Raw genomic sequence first — 15161 nt, forward strand, 5'->3', positions numbered from 1 at the left:
CATATCACCGACGTCGCCGACAAGCCCGGTTGGGTCGATTGACACCAGTAGAGTACGAAGCAATCATAGAGCCAGCTGCTCTCGCAGCTTGACACTCAAACTGTCACCTTTCTTTGCATCAGTCCCCTTTGTGACGGTATGGGCGTGATAACGCCTCGTGCCTTATCGCGGGTACCCTTATCCCGCTCTTTCCGTGGGTCGGATACCGATTCTCTTCTTCTGAGAGCACTCCTTCCCTGCCTGGGGGCGTTATTGTGGTATTCGAAAATGAGCAGATGATGCGGCTTGCAACTAGCCTTGAATCGTCATCCATCCGGCGGCAAGTGCGCCAATGCCTAATCCGCCGTCGAAGGCGATGTTCCATCCTGCGCTGGCGGTTTCCGTTGCTCGAGGGGTCTGGGCACGTCGCATCATGGCCGTCAGGGCAGCCGTCTGGCCTACGCCTGAGGCGAATCCGATGACTGATACGGCAACAAGGGTGCCCAGATGAGAGGTCACGACAGCGAAGCCCACTGTCGACAGCGCGAGCACCCCGACTGCCAGCACCAAGATGACAGGTGGTGGGTACCGATCGGAGAGGTGGCCTCCGACTAGGCGGCCTGGTGCCAAGGACACCTGGATGATGAGTGCGGCCAGAACGGGCAGCCAAGTGCCGCTTGTGTTGCCAACGGAGGACAGAACGGCGGCGTAGAGGCTCACTGCGAGGACGTGACCAAGCAGGCTGAGAGTGACAACAGCGATAGCGGAGGAGGCCCGCTGGCCAGCTAGTGGACCCGTGGATGTGGATTTCGCGGGTGCGTGAGCCGCTTGTGGACTAGAACGGAGCTCTGTCGCTGTCTTCGCTTGTCCCGCGGGGATGAGGGCGCACAGGGCGAAGGCGCAGCCGACGATGGCGACATACAGTTGGCCTCCGTGCTCGACGGCGTAGAGGCCGATCGGAGCGCCCAATGCTCCACCCGCTGCCGAACCGAAGCCGTATGTACCCAGGGCGCGGCCCGTCTGCCCTGGTGCCGCTTGCTCCTTTACCCAGACGGTGCTCATCACCACGAAGATCCCGAAGCCGAGACCGAGGAGGAGTGAACCTGGCCACTGGTTCGCCACCGGCAGGATCGCGTTTCCCATCCCCATGGACGTCAGTGCAAGCATGACGGCGAGGCGCCGGTTCTTGACCCAATTCCGTCCCAGGAGCAGCAGTGGTTGGACGGCGACGACAACCAGCATCACGATGCCGACGCGCGCACCGGCTGAGATGCCGGTTCCGTCGAGAGTGTCCGGTGCTGTCGTGTAGAAAGTGTAGAACGCGGCGAACCCGCCGCCGGCTGCCGTGGCGATGCGAGCCACGGAGCGGGCGGGCGCGGGCCCACGCGATGTCACTTGTGCTGTTCCGGGCCGGCGGCGGCCTGGCCATCGCTGTTCTTCGCTTCGAGCTTTGGGCTGTCGGCGAGCTTGAGCCAGATGACACCGCCGATGATGACGGCCAGCCAGAATCCCTTCACGAGAGTGAGGGTCTCATCAAAGAAGACGGGCCCCAGTAGGGCGGCGCCGACGGCACCGATTCCGGCCCAGACGGCGTAGCCGATGCCGACGTCGATTTTCTTCAGGGCCACACTGAGGAAGAACAGCGTGAAGAGGAAGAAGACGATGGCGATGAGGGACCATGTGAGGTTGGTGAAGCCTTCGCTGCCGTTGACGCTCAGGGCGTATCCGACTTCGAATCCTCCGGCGAGGAGCAGGGCGAGCCAGGGGCCCGCCCTTTTCTCGGTCGTATCCGGAGCGGTGATGTCATGGGTCGCAGTGGTGGTCATTGGTCTATTCCTTTCTCAAGACCGTGGCGGCCCGCGGTTAGGCGGTGCCTGCGAGATTGAGTCCGACGACGCCTACAATGACGACGCCGATGCCTAGCAACTTCTTCCACGTCAGTTTCTGGGAGAGGAAGAGAGCGCCGAGGATCACGATGCCGACGCCGGCCAGAGAGGTCCACAGCGCGTAGCCAACGCCGACGTCGAAGGTCAGTAGTGCCAGGCTGAGGAAGAAAGTGGCGATGCCGCCGCTCACGAGGGTGGCGACACTCCACCAGAGTCTGGTGAAGCCCTGTGCTTTGCCTGCCGAGATGCCGACGGCGATTTCGAAGATGACAGCGATACTCAGATAGAGCCAGCTCATAATTGTGTCCTTTATTGAGTCATGATTCGAAGAGTGCGTCCTACTGGCCGCGCTGCTCTCTCATCTGGGTGTATCGGATGAAGGGCTCTTCACCGCGGTCCACGGGAAGACTGTGGGCGTATCCGGTGGCATAGAGATGCTCTAGGTTGAGGTCGAACGGTGCGTAACTCGTACTGCCGTCGAATCCGTATCGTGCCGTCGTTTCGCCGTTGATCGCCACGTAGACCTGATCGACCTCGTGATCCAGGGCGAACCTGAAGCACATGCCGCATGGTTCGCCTGTCGCGAGCAGTGTCGTTCCGGACAGTGTCTTGAGGCCGAGGGAGGACAGGGCATCGCGTACAGCTTCGACCTCAGCGTGCGCTTGGGGGTCACCGGTTTCTTGTACCCGGTTGAAACTGAATTCCGAAAGCGCGCCCTGGTCGTTGACGATGACGCCGACGAAGGGGAGTCCGCCGTGATCGACGTGCTCGATGCTCTTCTCGACGGCCTCTTCCATGATCATTTCGAGTTGATTCCTGTTCAACATTTTCTTAGTCCTTTCTGTTGTTGGCGACTATCCTGTCGAAGGCATTGAGCAGTCGCCGGGGGTTGGGGACTCCCTGCAGGAGATGATTGTCGATCACGATTGTGGGCACAGCGCTGATTCCCACTGAGCTCGCTGCGCGGTGTTGACTCATACGCTGACGGTCACGTCGCGTATCAGACATCAGTTCACGTGCCATCGTGTCGGGGTCGATTCCTAGACTTGAAGCGATGGAGACCAAAACGTTCTCGTTACCAATATCGCGGTCATGTTGAAAGAACGCGCTGAACAGATGTGTTGTATTCCGGGGCCAGGTCGTGTTCTTCAGCGATTTGTAACCCGATGAACGCGAGTTCTGTTCGTGGCTGCGGCGAAATGGTCGGCAGTCGAATGTCGATGCCGAGTCGGGCCGCCATTGGATAGACCGAATCACTCCAGATGCGTGGAAGATAGTCATCCTCAGGGCACAGCGTTGGCACAGGATCGGGTCGCAGCTCGAAGGACTTGGTTTGGATTTCCACGTCTCTATGGCGCTTGAGTTCGTTGAGGGCGTTGTCGGCAAGGAAGCAGAACGGGCATACATAGTCGACATAGACCTCTACAGGGGTAGGCATGGTGCGGCTCCTTTTTTATATCGATGTCTGTACATGCATGTAATGGGGTACAGCGCAACCCCTTGCGGGGCTGGGCCTACTAGGAGATGAGTTCGCTGATCGTCTCGAACGAACGGTCGAGCTCGGCCAGATCCAGTTGTGGGTACTGTCTGTCGGCGCTTTCGAGTAGTTCGCGGATCTTGGCCTCGTATTGCGTGCGGATGTCGCTGACAGCTTGCAGTCCAGAGTTGGTGACGACTGCGTAGACGCCGCGCGCGTCATCCGGACAGGTGTCACGGGCGACCAGGCCCTTGCCTTCCAAGCGTCCCACCAGGCGGGTTGCCGAGCTTTGGCTCAGACCCACCTTGTCGGCGAGGTCATGGATGCGCAGTTCACTATCAGAGGCCCGGCTTAGGTGAAGGATGGCTCGATAGTCGGTGAGGCCGATGCCATAGTTGTCCATCAGCCACTTGCCGAGGGTGGCATCGACCGCGGCCACGACTGCTGCTACCTGAGCCCAGGCGGCGCTGAGGTTGCGTGCGACGCCCCCCCCCTTTGGTTCAGAAGATTCCATGTACATGCATTTAACCATAGCATGACACGTGGACAGCGTCACCCCTCCCCGGCCTCTGGGAAGAGGCGTCCGTAGCCCGACACCTGTCGGCACAGATCCGATCCGGCCAAGCTGGACCAGAGGAGTACTTGGTTCGCCGTCAGGACGGTGACCCCCAGGGAGCGTTCGATCGCGTCAATCGCACCGATGGCTCGTTGGCCGTTGCCGGCGATGAACACGGCCTCGGCGCCGCTGTCCTCAACCAGGCGCGTCACTGCCTCGGCGGTGGTCTCGGCGGTGATCCTGAGGGGGCCGCCGAGAGGGCCGCTAGCTGTCGTGCTGATGACGTCGACATCCTGGCTGATGAAGTACGCCTGGCCTTCTTGGCATAGCTGCGCATCAAACCATGAAGGTGCCATGACAGCGATCCGCTTCAGGTCTAGGGCGCGAATCGCTGATACGGCTGCGGTCCCGGTTGTCTCTAGGCGGATGCCATGGCTGACTGCCTTCAACCGTTGGAGGAGCTCTCTTTCCTGTTCCGCACCGATTTTGAATGAGGAACTGGTGAACGCCAGACCGATGGCGTCCAGCGGAGAACACGAAAGGCTATCGACGATCCGATCAATAACTTCGGGACGTATGAAGTCCAGGACCGGGTCGACAGCGATCTTTTCATCAATCTTGCCGCCAGGGTGCATCGCGCTGAAATCAACTCGAGCTCCATGGACGGTCACCGGCAAAGCGGAGAGCATTGCTTGAAACTCTGCTTCCGGGCCGATATCGGCATGTGGCGTGACGATTCCCAGCTTGACGGCCGAATCCCATCCATCGTATTTCCACATGGTCCGCTCCTTCCTAGTTCCCAAGGCCTGCTCCGGTCAGACGGTGTGAGGTGGGTGTACGGCCTTCCCGCGTCACCATCCGCGGGTGCATATCCTGGATGACTTGGAGGAGTTCGCCCATGGTCGGGTTGGTGTAGCTTCGCTCGTGTCCCATGTACCTCATGCCGGTGCCGTCGGTGTTGGCCTGCTCAATGGCATCGGCGCGTGGATTGAAGTGCAGCACGGCGATGCCGTAGATCGTGCACAGCAGGGCGTTGAAGATAGGTGCTGCCTTGATCCAACGACCGTCGAGATAGATCTGCGCGTACCAATGCAGGAATTCCTCCCCGCCAACCAGCTCACGCATGGCCTCGTCCGAGACGTGGTTGGTCACCACGTCAGAGCACAGGATCGCGGGTACTCCAAGCCGGCGACAACCGGCGACGAACAGAATGCTCTTGTGGAGGCAGAACCCGGTTGCTTCATCCACGACAGTGGAAGATCGCAATTCTTCGCCCAGGGCCACGTTGAAGACGTTGTAGTCGATGCTGTCTCGGACCGCGTCATGAAGTCTCTCGACAGCGCCGGAGAGGGTGTGCTCTTCGAAGCAGCCAGCTTCAGTGAGGAACTGCTCCACATCTGGATGCTGGTAGTCGAAGATGCTGGTCGGTTCCGTCAGGTTGCTGTAGATGATGGTCACGAGCTGACTCCTAACATCGTGGCGATCTTTGTGCGCAAAAGATCGTTGGATCCCGAGTAGATCGCGCCGGGAATGGCATCGAGTAGATGAGTGCTCAGCGGCGAGGACCCCAGGTAGCCGTTGCCGCCGTGGACTCGGATGGCGTTGACCGCAGAGTTCACGTTGGCTTCACTGATGAACACCTTCGCGGCGGCGATGGGGATGGTCACATCCTCGAACCCGTCCAATCGCTGCGCGATCGAGTTCAGCAACGCTCCGCCGAGTTCGATCGCAATCTGTGTCTCGACGATGCGGTCGGCGACGAGTTGGTTGCTACCAATGCTCGAGCCGAACTGCTTGCGATCGTTGGCGTAGCGCACTGACTGGTCCACCATCTGCTCCATCTCACCGACGTTGCCAGTAAACGCCAGTAGGATCTCGCGCTTCATCACCTGGTCCAGCATCAGCAGCCCGGCTCCCGTATGTCCGATCCGATTGCCAGCCGGCACCCGGACGGAGTCAAGGGAGACCTCTCCGATCGGTGAGGTCCGCAGCCCGGCGGTGTCCATGGTCGCGGAGGTGTCCACCCCGGTCCAGCCGGTTTCTACGAGGAACGCAGAGAGGCCCTTGTCGATGCCGTCCTCGATAGTCTTGGCGTAGACCACGAGGGTGGAGGCCACCGGCGCGTTGGTGATGAACCGCTTGTTGCCGTTCAGAACGTAGTGCTCGCCTTGGAGGGTGGCGGTGCTGGACATGTTCATCACATCGGAGCCGGCCTCGGCTTCTGTGATGGCGTGACCTCCGATTGCTGTGCCCGCCTCGGCAGCAGGCAGGTAACGGGCCTGCAGTTCCTTGCTGCCGAAGGCGCGCAAGCAGTAGATCGTGCTCGCCAGCTGGGTGACCGCGGAGAAGGTCAGCCCGCGATCCGGGCTGTTACGGCCCAGGTCGCGGATGCGCTGGATTGCCGCGGTCATTCCGGCCCCGCCCGTTCCAGCGTCCGCGAAGGTGGCGAACATACCGCTGGCGGCCAGCTCCGCCCATAGGTCGGTGCACAAGCCTGCTGCACTGCTGTGCTGGGTGGGCCCAGCTTGTTTGAGGTGCTCGATGAAGCCGGACCATTGGCTTTCGGTAAGAACCGTCGTCATGACTTCCTCCCTCAGTAGGTGCTGAAGCCGCTGGCGCTGAGGACGTGCTTCTCATCGCCGCGGATCGGCGGGTTGAAGATGCTCACGAGCTCGAGGTCCTCGTGATCCGAGGCGCGCAGGAAGTGAGGCTCGTTGCCGTCGAACACGTACACGACGCCGGGAGTCACCTCATATCGGTTGCCTTCGGTGTCCTCGACGTTGCCGGAGCCACGGATGCAGTAGCAGGCTTCGAGATTCTTCCTGTACTGGAGCTTGGACTCGGTCCCGGCGCGCACGAGAGTATGGGCGACGGCGAACCCCATGTTGTCAGCTTCGATCAGCAGGCGGTGGCTGGTGCCGTTGCCCCACTCGACGGACTCGACTTCGCTCTTGGACCTGGTGAACATGATGGTGCTCCTTCTACGTGATTTCTGGTGTTGGATGTGGGTTTTGGTGCTGATTCAGGCTCGGCGTCTAGGACGCCAAGACGTCGGTCCGGTTGGTATCGATGAACGTCGCGATGCCGACGGGGGTCTTGAGACTTTCAGGATTGATCTGGATGGAGTTGATCGGGATCTTGTAGGTCCGGCCGCACCAGCCGAGCAGCTGGACCGTGGTCACGCTGGTGAGGATTCCGGTCGCCAGAAGATCGACGTCGTCGGGCAGGCCCTCTGCAGGGATGTCCGTGGCGAACTTCTCGACGATGTATTCCTTGACCTCGTTGATGGTGGGCATGTGTTACTCGCTTTCTGTGAGTGATTTGATGCTGGCAAGGTCGGGTTTGCCGTTTCCGTTGAGAGGAAAGGGCGAATCGAAAGGGTGCAATTGATTCGGCATGGCGAATGGAGGAAGGATCGCGCTCATGGCCATGCGCAGCACGAGGCTCGATGGCGTCCCCAGGGTCTGATTCGAGGTGGTGTACGCCATGTGCAGTTCCGTGTTGGTGCCGACTTCGGCGATCCACGCGCAGGCCATCTCCGCCAAACTCGTGCTCCGCGCGGCTTGCTCGATCTCATCGAGGCTCACGCGCTGGCCGCGGATCTTGACCGTTCGGTCGTATCGACCGAGGTACCTCAACTGCTGAGCAGACCAGGAGGCGTGGTCCCTCATGGGATAGCAGTGATTCTCCCTTGTGGGCAGCGGTCGGATTGCTCCTGCGTGGATGTAGCCGAGAGCCATCCACGGCGTGCGCACCAGCAGTTCGCCTTCGGCATCGGGCATCTGCGGGTCAAGTCGCTGCACCTCGTCTTCCGTGCCGAGGAAGACCTCGCATCCGTTGATGGGGCGTCCCAGCGGTAGCGAGTCGGCACCGGCGAACTTCTCAGCGGACAGGGTTTCGATGAGGCAGTCATTGACCTCCGTGGACCCGTAGATGTTGTGGAAGGTGGCTTGGGGAAACAACCGAGTAGCTGCGGCGCGAAGGGACTGCGAGGCAATGCCCCCGGTGAGCACAACATCGTGAACCGTGTCGTAGCTATCGGCATCGGAGAGATTGACCAGGGCATCCAGGGTGGCTGGAACGACCTGAACGAACGTCGGGCGATGACGGTGCAGCAGTTCGGTGAGGTAGTTGGTGTCGTACAGCCGGGCAGTATCGGCCGCGACAACCGTGCCGCCGGCGGACAGAACGGCCCACGTATCCAGCAGCGAGACATCGAAGTTCCACGGGCTGAGGCTGAGGGAGATCGTCGTCTCGTCGAACCCGAAGTGCTGTTCGCCCCAGCCCAGGAACTGGACGAGTCCGCTGGCTGGGATGGCAACGAGCTTCGGCGCACCGGTTGATCCGGAAGTTGGCAGAGCGAGGATCCCTCCCGGCTCCGTCCGAGTCCTGGCGAACAGCTCGATCTGCTCCGCGATCGCCTCGAGATACGCATCCGAGGCGGAGACGGGGATGAGTGCGGCGATGCCGCCGCGATTGATGAGGTCCGCGCACTCGTTGATCAGGCGGATGCTCTTCGTCGCCCGGTAGATGCCGAACGCGTGCTGCGTCACGTGGTGACGAGGAGCATCGTCGCTCTCGACGATGGTGCCGGTCGACAGCGTCAACCATGAGTGTGCGCTGGTGGCCGTGGAGCGAGTCGTTGTTGTGACCATCGCTCCTCCTTCCCGTGTGCTCTGGATCTGATCAGGCTGGTCGGCCGATGAGCAGATCATCCTTGTTGCTTCGATGTACATGCATCAATCTAAGCCACTGCATGCGCATGCATCAAGAGGTGCTACCGATTTTGTTCAAATGTTTCGTCCCGGCCCTGACTCGTCGCGCCACTGAGGGGACAGTTGAGCGCTCATCGTCGCAGGTCACAGACGCCTTACTGTCCTCGGCGACTCGTACGCTATCGGTCGTGTTCGTTGCGGCATGTGTCGTCTGCGACGCTCTGGTGACGGCCTGAACCCGGGGTGCGGATGGCGTCTACTTCCCCGACCGGACGCTCAGGCATCGATGACCCTCGTCCTGGGTGCCGAAGGGCATCCGGGCGAGCCGCCGTCTAGGCGATCTGCCGGATCCTCGATGCACTGCCGAGAGCAACCATGGGATGCGGCACCGTGTCCCGGGCCCCTGGGCATGTTTATCTGCCGCCTAAGCACAGAGGGGGCCACGGAAGCATCTGCCTCCCTGTGCCACGGCCCGTCCTGTTCTCCGTCAGGGAGCCGTGGTGGGCCAGGCGTCAGAGGTGCAGGCCCCTTCACCAAGGCTATGAAGCGTGGCAGGTGTTCGCTCGCGCGGAACTCGTGGCCACTTCCCGATCGGCAGGATTGGCCGGCCGGCGGTCGATGCGTTTGCGCAGGAAGCGATTTGCCGGTACCTCCACGAACTGCCATAGCAGGCGGGCTGCAGCCAAGCTAAGAACCAGGAACAGTGCACTCATGGCCCAGGCGGGCCATCCGAGGCTCTCGTGAGCGTTGCTGAGCAACTCTAGGATGAAATAGTGGACGAGGTAAAGGGCGAAGGACAGCTCGCCCAGATGAACCGCTAGCTTGCCGGTGAGGAAGCGAGGTTGCCGTGTGGATCTCGCGACGGCTGCGATCAGCACGGCGTTCGGCAACACGAACTGCGCGCCCAGTTGCCAGAGCAAGGGCGCCCACAGGCTTGCGGCATATACCACTCCAGCTAGCACAAATGCCAAAGTGGCGGGTACGCGAGGAAAGAGCTGCTTCTTGACTATGATCGCGGTCAGCATGCCGACGGTGAACTCAACCAATCGGGTCACCGGGAAGATGTAAATGGACCAGACTTGGAGCTCTGATTCTCCCCCCCCCAGAGGAGGTTCGGTGAATTCCGGATCGAAGCGTGTGCCCACGGGAAGTGACGACGAAACGAAGGGCAACATCGCTGCGAGCACGACAAGAACCCCGAAGAGGGTCAGCACTGTTCGATCTCGTAGTCGCTTGATCACCAGGTAGAGCAAGGGGAACATCGCGTAGAAGAAGAGCTCAGCAGAAATCGACCAGCTGGGACCATTGACACCGAAGAATGCGGTATTTTGCGGAATCCACGATTGCAGCAGGAAAAGGTTGGCAAACCCCTGCCACAGGGGCGTTTGTCCTAGCCCTCCGGAGATCAGCGCAACGGTGATGAACATGAACAGGTGATTCGGATAGATCTTCGCAAGGCGTCTTGCGAAAAAACGACCGGCCTTATCACGCGGGCGCGCTGACCAGGTGAGCACGAACCCCGAGAGAACGAAGAAGAAGGAGACGCCTAGCCATCCGGCGTTCAAGAACGCGGTTTGTCCGAGGCGGACGGCCGGTCCGTCGAGGGCGAAGAAGTCGAATATGCTCAGGTGAAAAAGGATGACTCCGAAGGCGGCGTAGAAGCGAAGTCCTGTGAGGGCTTCCAAGCGATTGCGTGGCGCGGCGGATGTATCGGGGGGATTGGTCGTCTGCTCTGTGTGCATGATGTTTCTCCCTTGGGATCGGGCGAGGGCCGCCCGATGTGAGGCTCACGCACTCCATGAGTGGGTCCCTGCATCGGGCGGCCCTCGTGAGGATTCAGGCCGCTATCGGCGCACCACTGGCGTTTCTGCGGCGAAGAGGGTTTGCTTCAGTGCCATGTTTGCTGAGATGACCGGCACATTCGTCAGGTCCTGAAGCTTTTCTTGAGCGTTCGCACTGCGAAACCCGCTACCTGGTACGAGGACTGCGTCCGAGACCGTCGGGATGCGTTCAACGACCTGGCTGATCAGAGCGGACGGGTCGATGTCCCAGCCGGCTCCATGGTCAAAGAGATCTTGTTGCCTGATGTCGGCCCACTCTGGTCCGAGCTGATAGCGATGCCATCCGCTGTAGCTGATGCCGTGGTGGCCGAGATAGTCGGTGACGGCGTGGATTGTCTCGTTGGAGAACCACGGCGGCGCAACAAGAAAGGGTCTGGTACTGCCTACTGAGGCCAGCGCGTCGACGATGCTGCGAGCCGCTGTGGCGACTATCCACTGGTCGTTGACACGCTGTGCTGCGTCAACGAAGAGGCGGTCGAAGGTCGCAGGAGCGAATACGCTGCTGCTGGTAAAACACAATCCGACTGCGTCGACGCCAATGCGGTCGAGCTGTTCGAGGGCTTCTTGCATCTCGGGCGGCACGACTGCCTGATGCCCTTCCCCCAGATAAATTTCCCCAGGGGCTCGGTTGAGCAGGAACCGGGAGGCGACGACACTCACGTTCCCGTCATCAGTTGGCCTGATTTCCAACTCGGGGATCGGGTCGTTGTCGATGACGACTAAGCCGATCCGGTGCGGCTGTGTCGAGTTCTTGTAGATCATGACGATGCGGGCACCTCTTCTGGGGTGTTCTGCTGGATTCGCTCCCGGGTCGTGAGACCGAGGAGGATTCCGAGGATGGCGACGAGCGCGTTGAAGCCGAAGCCCCAGGCGAAACCGACTGCGCCCTGAACCATCACGATGATGATGGTCAGCACCGCTGTACCGAATGCCGCCGAAGCATACTGGGAGGCGGTGATCAGCGATCCGGCGGCGCCGCTCAGTTCTGGGCCGACCTCGGAATTGCCCAGGACGAAGACCGAGGTGAAGACCATGCCGTGGCCGAAACCGCTGACGAGGAATCCTGGCAACAGGCCGAGCCAGTAACTGTCGATTTGGAGGCTGAAGGCGAGGAGCAGAAGTCCGATCGCTGAAATGGCGAAGCCGAGAGCAAGCACGCGTGAGGATCGCCAGGTCTTGAGAAGCCGTCCTGCGAAAACGTTCCCGAAGGTCACCAGCGCCGCCAAGGGGATGAAAGCGATACCGGCGATGATTGGTGAGTAGCCTCGCTGATCTTGGAGGAACAGGGTGACGATGAAGAACTCCGTTCCTACACTCGACATATACAGAGCTGCGGCGAGAGCGCCACGACGGAGGGTGGATATCTTGCGAAGCGCACGTTCGACGAGCGGAGAGCGGGACTGCCGCTCATGGACCAGAAATGCGACCAAGACGATGACTGCGGCGACAGCGGTGACGATGATCGAGCTCCGTTCGCGCTGGGAGTCCCCGAGGAAGGTCAGGAAGAGAACAATCAAGAGCACTGAGAGCGTGCCGAGGGTAGTGCTCAGCGCCGGCACCTTGTTGCCGGCGGCTCCCTGTCGCTGGGCATCAGCGATGCGACGGGCGCCCCATAGGCAGACCAGCACCATGGGGATGTTGATGAAGAAGATCCACCGCCAGCTAATCTCGGTCAAGGCTCCGCCTAGCAGGACGCCGACTGCCAAGCCGGAGGCTCCGATGGCGCCCCAGATGGAGTAGGCGCGTGATCGGACCGCGCCCGTGGGGAAGTTTGCAGACAGCAGAGCGAGGATCGCCGGAGACAGCACCGCGCCGGCCAGGCCCTGAATAACTCGCCCGGCGAGCAGCATGGAGCCGTCCAGGGAAAGCCCGGCCAAGATGCTTCCCAGGCCGAAAGCGATGTTTCCGATGACGAAGATGCGTACGGCCCCAAGACGGTCGACGAGGCGACCGCCGAGAAGTAGGAATCCGGCGAACGGAAGGCCATAAGCTGTGATGATCCATTGGAGCGTTACTTCGCTCATGTCCAGTTCTGCGCCCATATTTGGCATGGCGACGTATACGGCCGAGTAGTCAGCCGCGACGAACAATTGTGCGAGCCCAATAGTCAGCAACGCTAGTCGCTGAAGTGGCTTCATCTTTTCTGCGGTATCCACCAGCAGTTCTCCTCAAATCAATAGTGTGTTTCAGGGGGTAGGTCCCATTGCCGAGGTGGCACAAGTGCCAACAAGCGTTCGAGTAGCGCCCTGCCTAGGCGTAGGGCATGGGTTCTTTGGACGTAGTGCCGTGGCCTCGTCTGGTGTTTTGGTCGGCGGCTGCGAGGAGTGAGGACTGGAGCTCTTCACCGGTGGTTGCGATCGTCGAAGCGCCCGATGTGCGCAGGGTGTCGTGGTCTCCCACGCCCCAGGTCACTCCGATGGTGAACATCCCTGCTGCTACGCCCATGCGCATGTCGTCCGGGGAGTCGCCCACGACGAGGCACTCGCTAGGTTCGGCGCGGAGTCGTGCGGCGGCCAATAGCGCCAGGTCGGGGGCTGGCTTGCCCGATGATGCCTGGTCGTGTCCGATGACCGCGGCGAAGGGGGAGCGAATCTGGCCTGCTTCAAGCAGTTCGAGGGCACTGGAGGTCACTTTGCTGGTGACGATGGCGGTCGCGATGCCTTCGTTCTCAAGCTGCGTAAGCAGCCCGTGGACGTTGGCGAAGACGAGCTCCCGAGCATCAGGCACGGTTGCAGAGCGAAAGGCCTCACGGAACTCTTGTTTCTTCTCTTCGGCATCGGCCGCTGAGGCTTCTGGGAAGAGGTCGGTCATAATCACATCGAGCGGACGGCCGACGTGTCTTGCAAGATCCGTGTCGTCGTACCTTTGACTCTCTGTACCCAGAATGTGTCGCAGGCTGCGGACGATGACTCGTGGAGTATCCATCAGGGTTCCGTCCAGGTCGAACAGCACGGCGGTCACGACTGCACCACCGCCTTCGAGGACTGCACACGTGCTTCCGCAACGGCGACATCCGCTGCGAGCGTCACGGTGTCCATCAGCACTGCGCGATTGACTTCGGCCGTACGTCCTCCTGTTGCGTCGGAAAGGGCGCGCAGGACGAACGGGGTGAGTCCGCCGCCGCGAGCCCCCTCTTCCTCAGCCGCGCGAAGCGCATCGGAGATGAGTTCGTTGAGGCGTTCGGAGTCGATGCCTTCATCGGATCGAATAGGTGAGGTGATAAGAACGGAGGTGGGGCCAACCTCTCGCCAGTGGTGATGGGCGATGTTCGCGATCTCCGTGAGATCGTCACTGCGTGCAGGTACAGGTTCGCCTGTTGACTGGGCGAAGTAGCCGGGAAAATCGTCGTACTTGTACCCGATGACGGGGATGCCGTGAGTCTCGAGCCACTCGAGTGTCAGACGCGGATCGAGGAGTGACTTCGCTCCTGCGCATACGACTAGCAGCGGGCTCAGGGCGAATTGGGGCAGGTCGGCCGAGATGTCGAAGGAGGTGTCTGCTCCTCGATGGACCCCGCCGATTCCGGCAACCCCGAATACTCGCAGACCAGCCTGGCCTGCGGCCACGAGACTGGCTGAGACAGTAGTTCCGGCGGTCTGTCCTCGGGCCATTACTGTTGCGAGCTCACGATTGCCAACCTTTTCGACATCGGCCGCCTGAGCCAGCAGTTCGAGGTCGGTCGGAGAGGTCCCGACCTGCAGGGTGCCGTTGATCACGGCGACTCGCGCCGGAACCGCCCCACGTGAACGAACCGTGTCGTCGATCTCGTGCGCGGTTTCAAGATTGGCGGGGTACTTCCCGCCAGTGACGTTCGATGATTCCAGGCCGACGACAGGTATCCCATCCTGAAGGGCAGTTTGGATTTCTTCGCTGATGGCAATGGCCATGTTTCTACTCCTTGTATCTTCTGCATCTGCTTGCCGTAGGGGACCCGCAGATGAGTGTTCTCGTGGACTGAGGTCGGACCGCGGTCCTTGTGGCGCCTCCTTGCTGACGGGGCTCGGGGCATGGCACGTGCGGGAGGGCGCCAACCCTTTGCTTGACTTGTTGGGTGTACATGCAACAATCTAGACTATGCATGTGCATGCATCAACCCCCTTCGCGAACTTCGCGCCCGTCGCCGCCCCTTTGGGCGGTCGGGAGAGTCTTGTCGTCACGGTCTCAGCTGCTGGGGCGGGCGTGGCAGCGGCCCTGGTTGCGCGCGTGATGGGCGAGGGAGCGAGAGCGCTCTACTGTAGGCCTGACCGGGAGTTTCCTTTGCAGGCGGCTGGCCTGTACTACTCCGTTGCGCACACCGCTGACCTCACCGTGCTAGCGATCGACCTCGTCCCCATCGGTGTGGACGTCGAGAAGGTCATGCCTGTTGATCTTGTCGAGGACATGGCCTGGGCGCTCACGCCTGATGAGCTCTCGGAGTTGGCGGAGGGCGAAGATCCCCGTCTCACCGAGATTTGGACAGCGAAGGAGGCGGCGGGCAAGGCACTGGGGACTGGGCTCGCGGCGCAACCGCGTTGTTTCCACACGAGCCCGGGAGAGCTGGGCGCGGGCGGGCGCCTTGCCCACGTCGCTCTACCCTGGCAGGGACTGATGCAGGGTTAGGTGACATCTAATCTGGCTTGTTCATAGGCAAGCCTGGAAGGATAGACACCATGCCACAGCCCTACCCGAAAGAATTCCGCGACGACGTCATCCGCGTCGTCCAGACCA

General features: G+C 61.0%; 17 protein-coding genes and 1 pseudogene. 1 reads left to right on the forward strand and 17 read right to left on the reverse strand.

All coding sequences use genetic code 11. The annotated features are described in order from the left end of the window. Positions 1–291: 291 nt before the first annotated feature. The 17 genes and pseudogenes from BI49514_RS15530 to BI49514_RS15610 all read right to left on the reverse strand — a co-directional run bounded on the left by BI49514_RS15530 (position 292) and on the right by BI49514_RS15610 (position 14341). The gene (locus BI49514_RS15530; RefSeq protein WP_180954396.1) at positions 292–1374 is read right to left on the reverse strand and encodes an MFS transporter; all 1083 of its coding nucleotides are present in this window, start codon (positions 1372–1374) and stop codon (positions 292–294) included. Further along, positions 1371–1805, reverse strand: coding sequence for a DMT family transporter (locus BI49514_RS15535; protein WP_101547359.1), 435 nt, complete (start codon positions 1803–1805; stop codon positions 1371–1373). The genes BI49514_RS15530 and BI49514_RS15535 overlap by 4 nt, the downstream gene beginning before the upstream one ends. Before the next feature lie 37 nt (positions 1806–1842). Continuing rightward, a complete protein-coding gene (locus BI49514_RS15540; RefSeq protein ID WP_101547360.1) occupies positions 1843–2163 on the reverse strand; it encodes a DMT family transporter in 321 nt (106 codons plus the stop codon). Positions 2164–2203: 40 nt separating this feature from the next. Continuing rightward, positions 2204–2692: a deaminase gene (locus BI49514_RS15545; RefSeq protein WP_101547361.1), complete on the reverse strand. Its 489-nt coding sequence runs from the start codon at positions 2690–2692 to the stop codon at positions 2204–2206. A gap of 4 nt (positions 2693–2696) precedes the next feature. After that, a pseudogene (locus BI49514_RS17355) lies at positions 2697–3303 on the reverse strand (DsbA family oxidoreductase). 79 nt (positions 3304–3382) lie between these two features. Continuing rightward, positions 3383–3862: a MarR family winged helix-turn-helix transcriptional regulator gene (locus BI49514_RS15555; RefSeq protein ID WP_244195021.1), complete on the reverse strand. Its 480-nt coding sequence runs from the start codon at positions 3860–3862 to the stop codon at positions 3383–3385. 32 nt (positions 3863–3894) lie between these two features. Next, positions 3895–4677 (reverse strand): maleate cis-trans isomerase family protein, encoded by a 783-nt coding sequence (locus tag BI49514_RS15560; protein WP_101547362.1) that lies wholly within the window; start codon positions 4675–4677, stop codon positions 3895–3897. 13 nt (positions 4678–4690) lie between these two features. Continuing rightward, positions 4691–5356, reverse strand: coding sequence for a transglutaminase-like domain-containing protein (locus BI49514_RS15565; protein ID WP_167443920.1), 666 nt, complete (start codon positions 5354–5356; stop codon positions 4691–4693). Further along, entirely contained in the window at positions 5353–6480 is a 1128-nt protein-coding gene (locus BI49514_RS15570; protein WP_101547364.1) for an acyl-CoA dehydrogenase family protein, read from the reverse strand. Before BI49514_RS15570 ends, BI49514_RS15565 begins: the two co-directional genes overlap by 4 nt. 11 nt (positions 6481–6491) lie before the next feature. Beyond that, positions 6492–6866: an ectoine synthase gene (locus BI49514_RS15575; RefSeq protein WP_101547365.1), complete on the reverse strand. Its 375-nt coding sequence runs from the start codon at positions 6864–6866 to the stop codon at positions 6492–6494. A gap of 67 nt (positions 6867–6933) precedes the next feature. Then, positions 6934–7194, reverse strand: a complete 261-nt coding sequence (locus BI49514_RS15580) for a hypothetical protein (protein WP_101547366.1) — start codon at positions 7192–7194, stop codon at positions 6934–6936. A 3-nt stretch (positions 7195–7197) separates the two neighbouring features. Further along, on the reverse strand, positions 7198–8553 hold the full coding sequence (locus BI49514_RS15585; protein WP_167443921.1) for an AMP-binding protein: 1356 nt from the start codon (positions 8551–8553) through the stop codon (positions 7198–7200). A 599-nt stretch (positions 8554–9152) separates the two neighbouring features. Further along, positions 9153–10355: an acyltransferase family protein gene (locus BI49514_RS15590; protein ID WP_101547368.1), complete on the reverse strand. Its 1203-nt coding sequence runs from the start codon at positions 10353–10355 to the stop codon at positions 9153–9155. 102 nt (positions 10356–10457) lie between these two features. After that, positions 10458–11216: an aspartate racemase/maleate isomerase family protein gene (locus BI49514_RS15595; protein WP_101547369.1), complete on the reverse strand. Its 759-nt coding sequence runs from the start codon at positions 11214–11216 to the stop codon at positions 10458–10460. Further along, the gene (locus tag BI49514_RS15600; protein ID WP_101547370.1) at positions 11213–12610 is read right to left on the reverse strand and encodes an MFS transporter; all 1398 of its coding nucleotides are present in this window, start codon (positions 12608–12610) and stop codon (positions 11213–11215) included. The genes BI49514_RS15595 and BI49514_RS15600 overlap by 4 nt, the downstream gene beginning before the upstream one ends. A 94-nt stretch (positions 12611–12704) precedes the next feature. Beyond that, a complete protein-coding gene (locus tag BI49514_RS15605) occupies positions 12705–13415 on the reverse strand; it encodes an HAD family hydrolase (protein WP_101547371.1) in 711 nt (236 codons plus the stop codon). Then, positions 13412–14341: a pseudouridine-5'-phosphate glycosidase gene (locus BI49514_RS15610; RefSeq protein ID WP_101547372.1), complete on the reverse strand. Its 930-nt coding sequence runs from the start codon at positions 14339–14341 to the stop codon at positions 13412–13414. Before BI49514_RS15610 ends, BI49514_RS15605 begins: the two co-directional genes overlap by 4 nt. Positions 14342–14534: 193 nt before the next feature. Between BI49514_RS15610 and BI49514_RS15615 the strand changes: the two genes are divergently transcribed. After that, positions 14535–15053, forward strand: a complete 519-nt coding sequence (locus BI49514_RS15615) for a 4'-phosphopantetheinyl transferase family protein (protein ID WP_180954397.1) — start codon at positions 14535–14537, stop codon at positions 15051–15053. Positions 15054–15161 lie beyond the last annotated feature (108 nt).

Origin of the sequence: Brevibacterium iodinum ATCC 49514, assembly GCF_900169265.1 — a bacterium.
Classification (GTDB): Bacteria; Actinomycetota; Actinomycetes; order Actinomycetales; family Brevibacteriaceae; genus Brevibacterium; species Brevibacterium iodinum.

Coding starts and splice junctions, on each gene's coding strand:
- BI49514_RS15570 (WP_101547364.1), bottom strand. CDS start 6,480: ATGACGACGGTTCTTACCGAAAGCCAATGGTCCGGCTTCATCGAGCAC.
- BI49514_RS15595 (WP_101547369.1), bottom strand. CDS start 11,216: ATGATCTACAAGAACTCGACACAGCCGCACCGGATCGGCTTAGTCGTC.
- BI49514_RS15555 (WP_244195021.1), bottom strand. CDS start 3,862: ATGTACATGGAATCTTCTGAACCAAAGGGGGGGGGCGTCGCACGCAAC.
- BI49514_RS15545 (WP_101547361.1), bottom strand. CDS start 2,692: ATGTTGAACAGGAATCAACTCGAAATGATCATGGAAGAGGCCGTCGAG.
- BI49514_RS15540 (WP_101547360.1), bottom strand. CDS start 2,163: ATGAGCTGGCTCTATCTGAGTATCGCTGTCATCTTCGAAATCGCCGTC.
- BI49514_RS15590 (WP_101547368.1), bottom strand. CDS start 10,355: ATGCACACAGAGCAGACGACCAATCCCCCCGATACATCCGCCGCGCCA.
- BI49514_RS15585 (WP_167443921.1), bottom strand. CDS start 8,553: ATGGTCACAACAACGACTCGCTCCACGGCCACCAGCGCACACTCATGG.
- BI49514_RS15560 (WP_101547362.1), bottom strand. CDS start 4,677: ATGTGGAAATACGATGGATGGGATTCGGCCGTCAAGCTGGGAATCGTC.
- BI49514_RS15535 (WP_101547359.1), bottom strand. CDS start 1,805: ATGACCACCACTGCGACCCATGACATCACCGCTCCGGATACGACCGAG.
- BI49514_RS15575 (WP_101547365.1), bottom strand. CDS start 6,866: ATGTTCACCAGGTCCAAGAGCGAAGTCGAGTCCGTCGAGTGGGGCAAC.
- BI49514_RS15580 (WP_101547366.1), bottom strand. CDS start 7,194: ATGCCCACCATCAACGAGGTCAAGGAATACATCGTCGAGAAGTTCGCC.
- BI49514_RS15610 (WP_101547372.1), bottom strand. CDS start 14,341: ATGGCCATTGCCATCAGCGAAGAAATCCAAACTGCCCTTCAGGATGGG.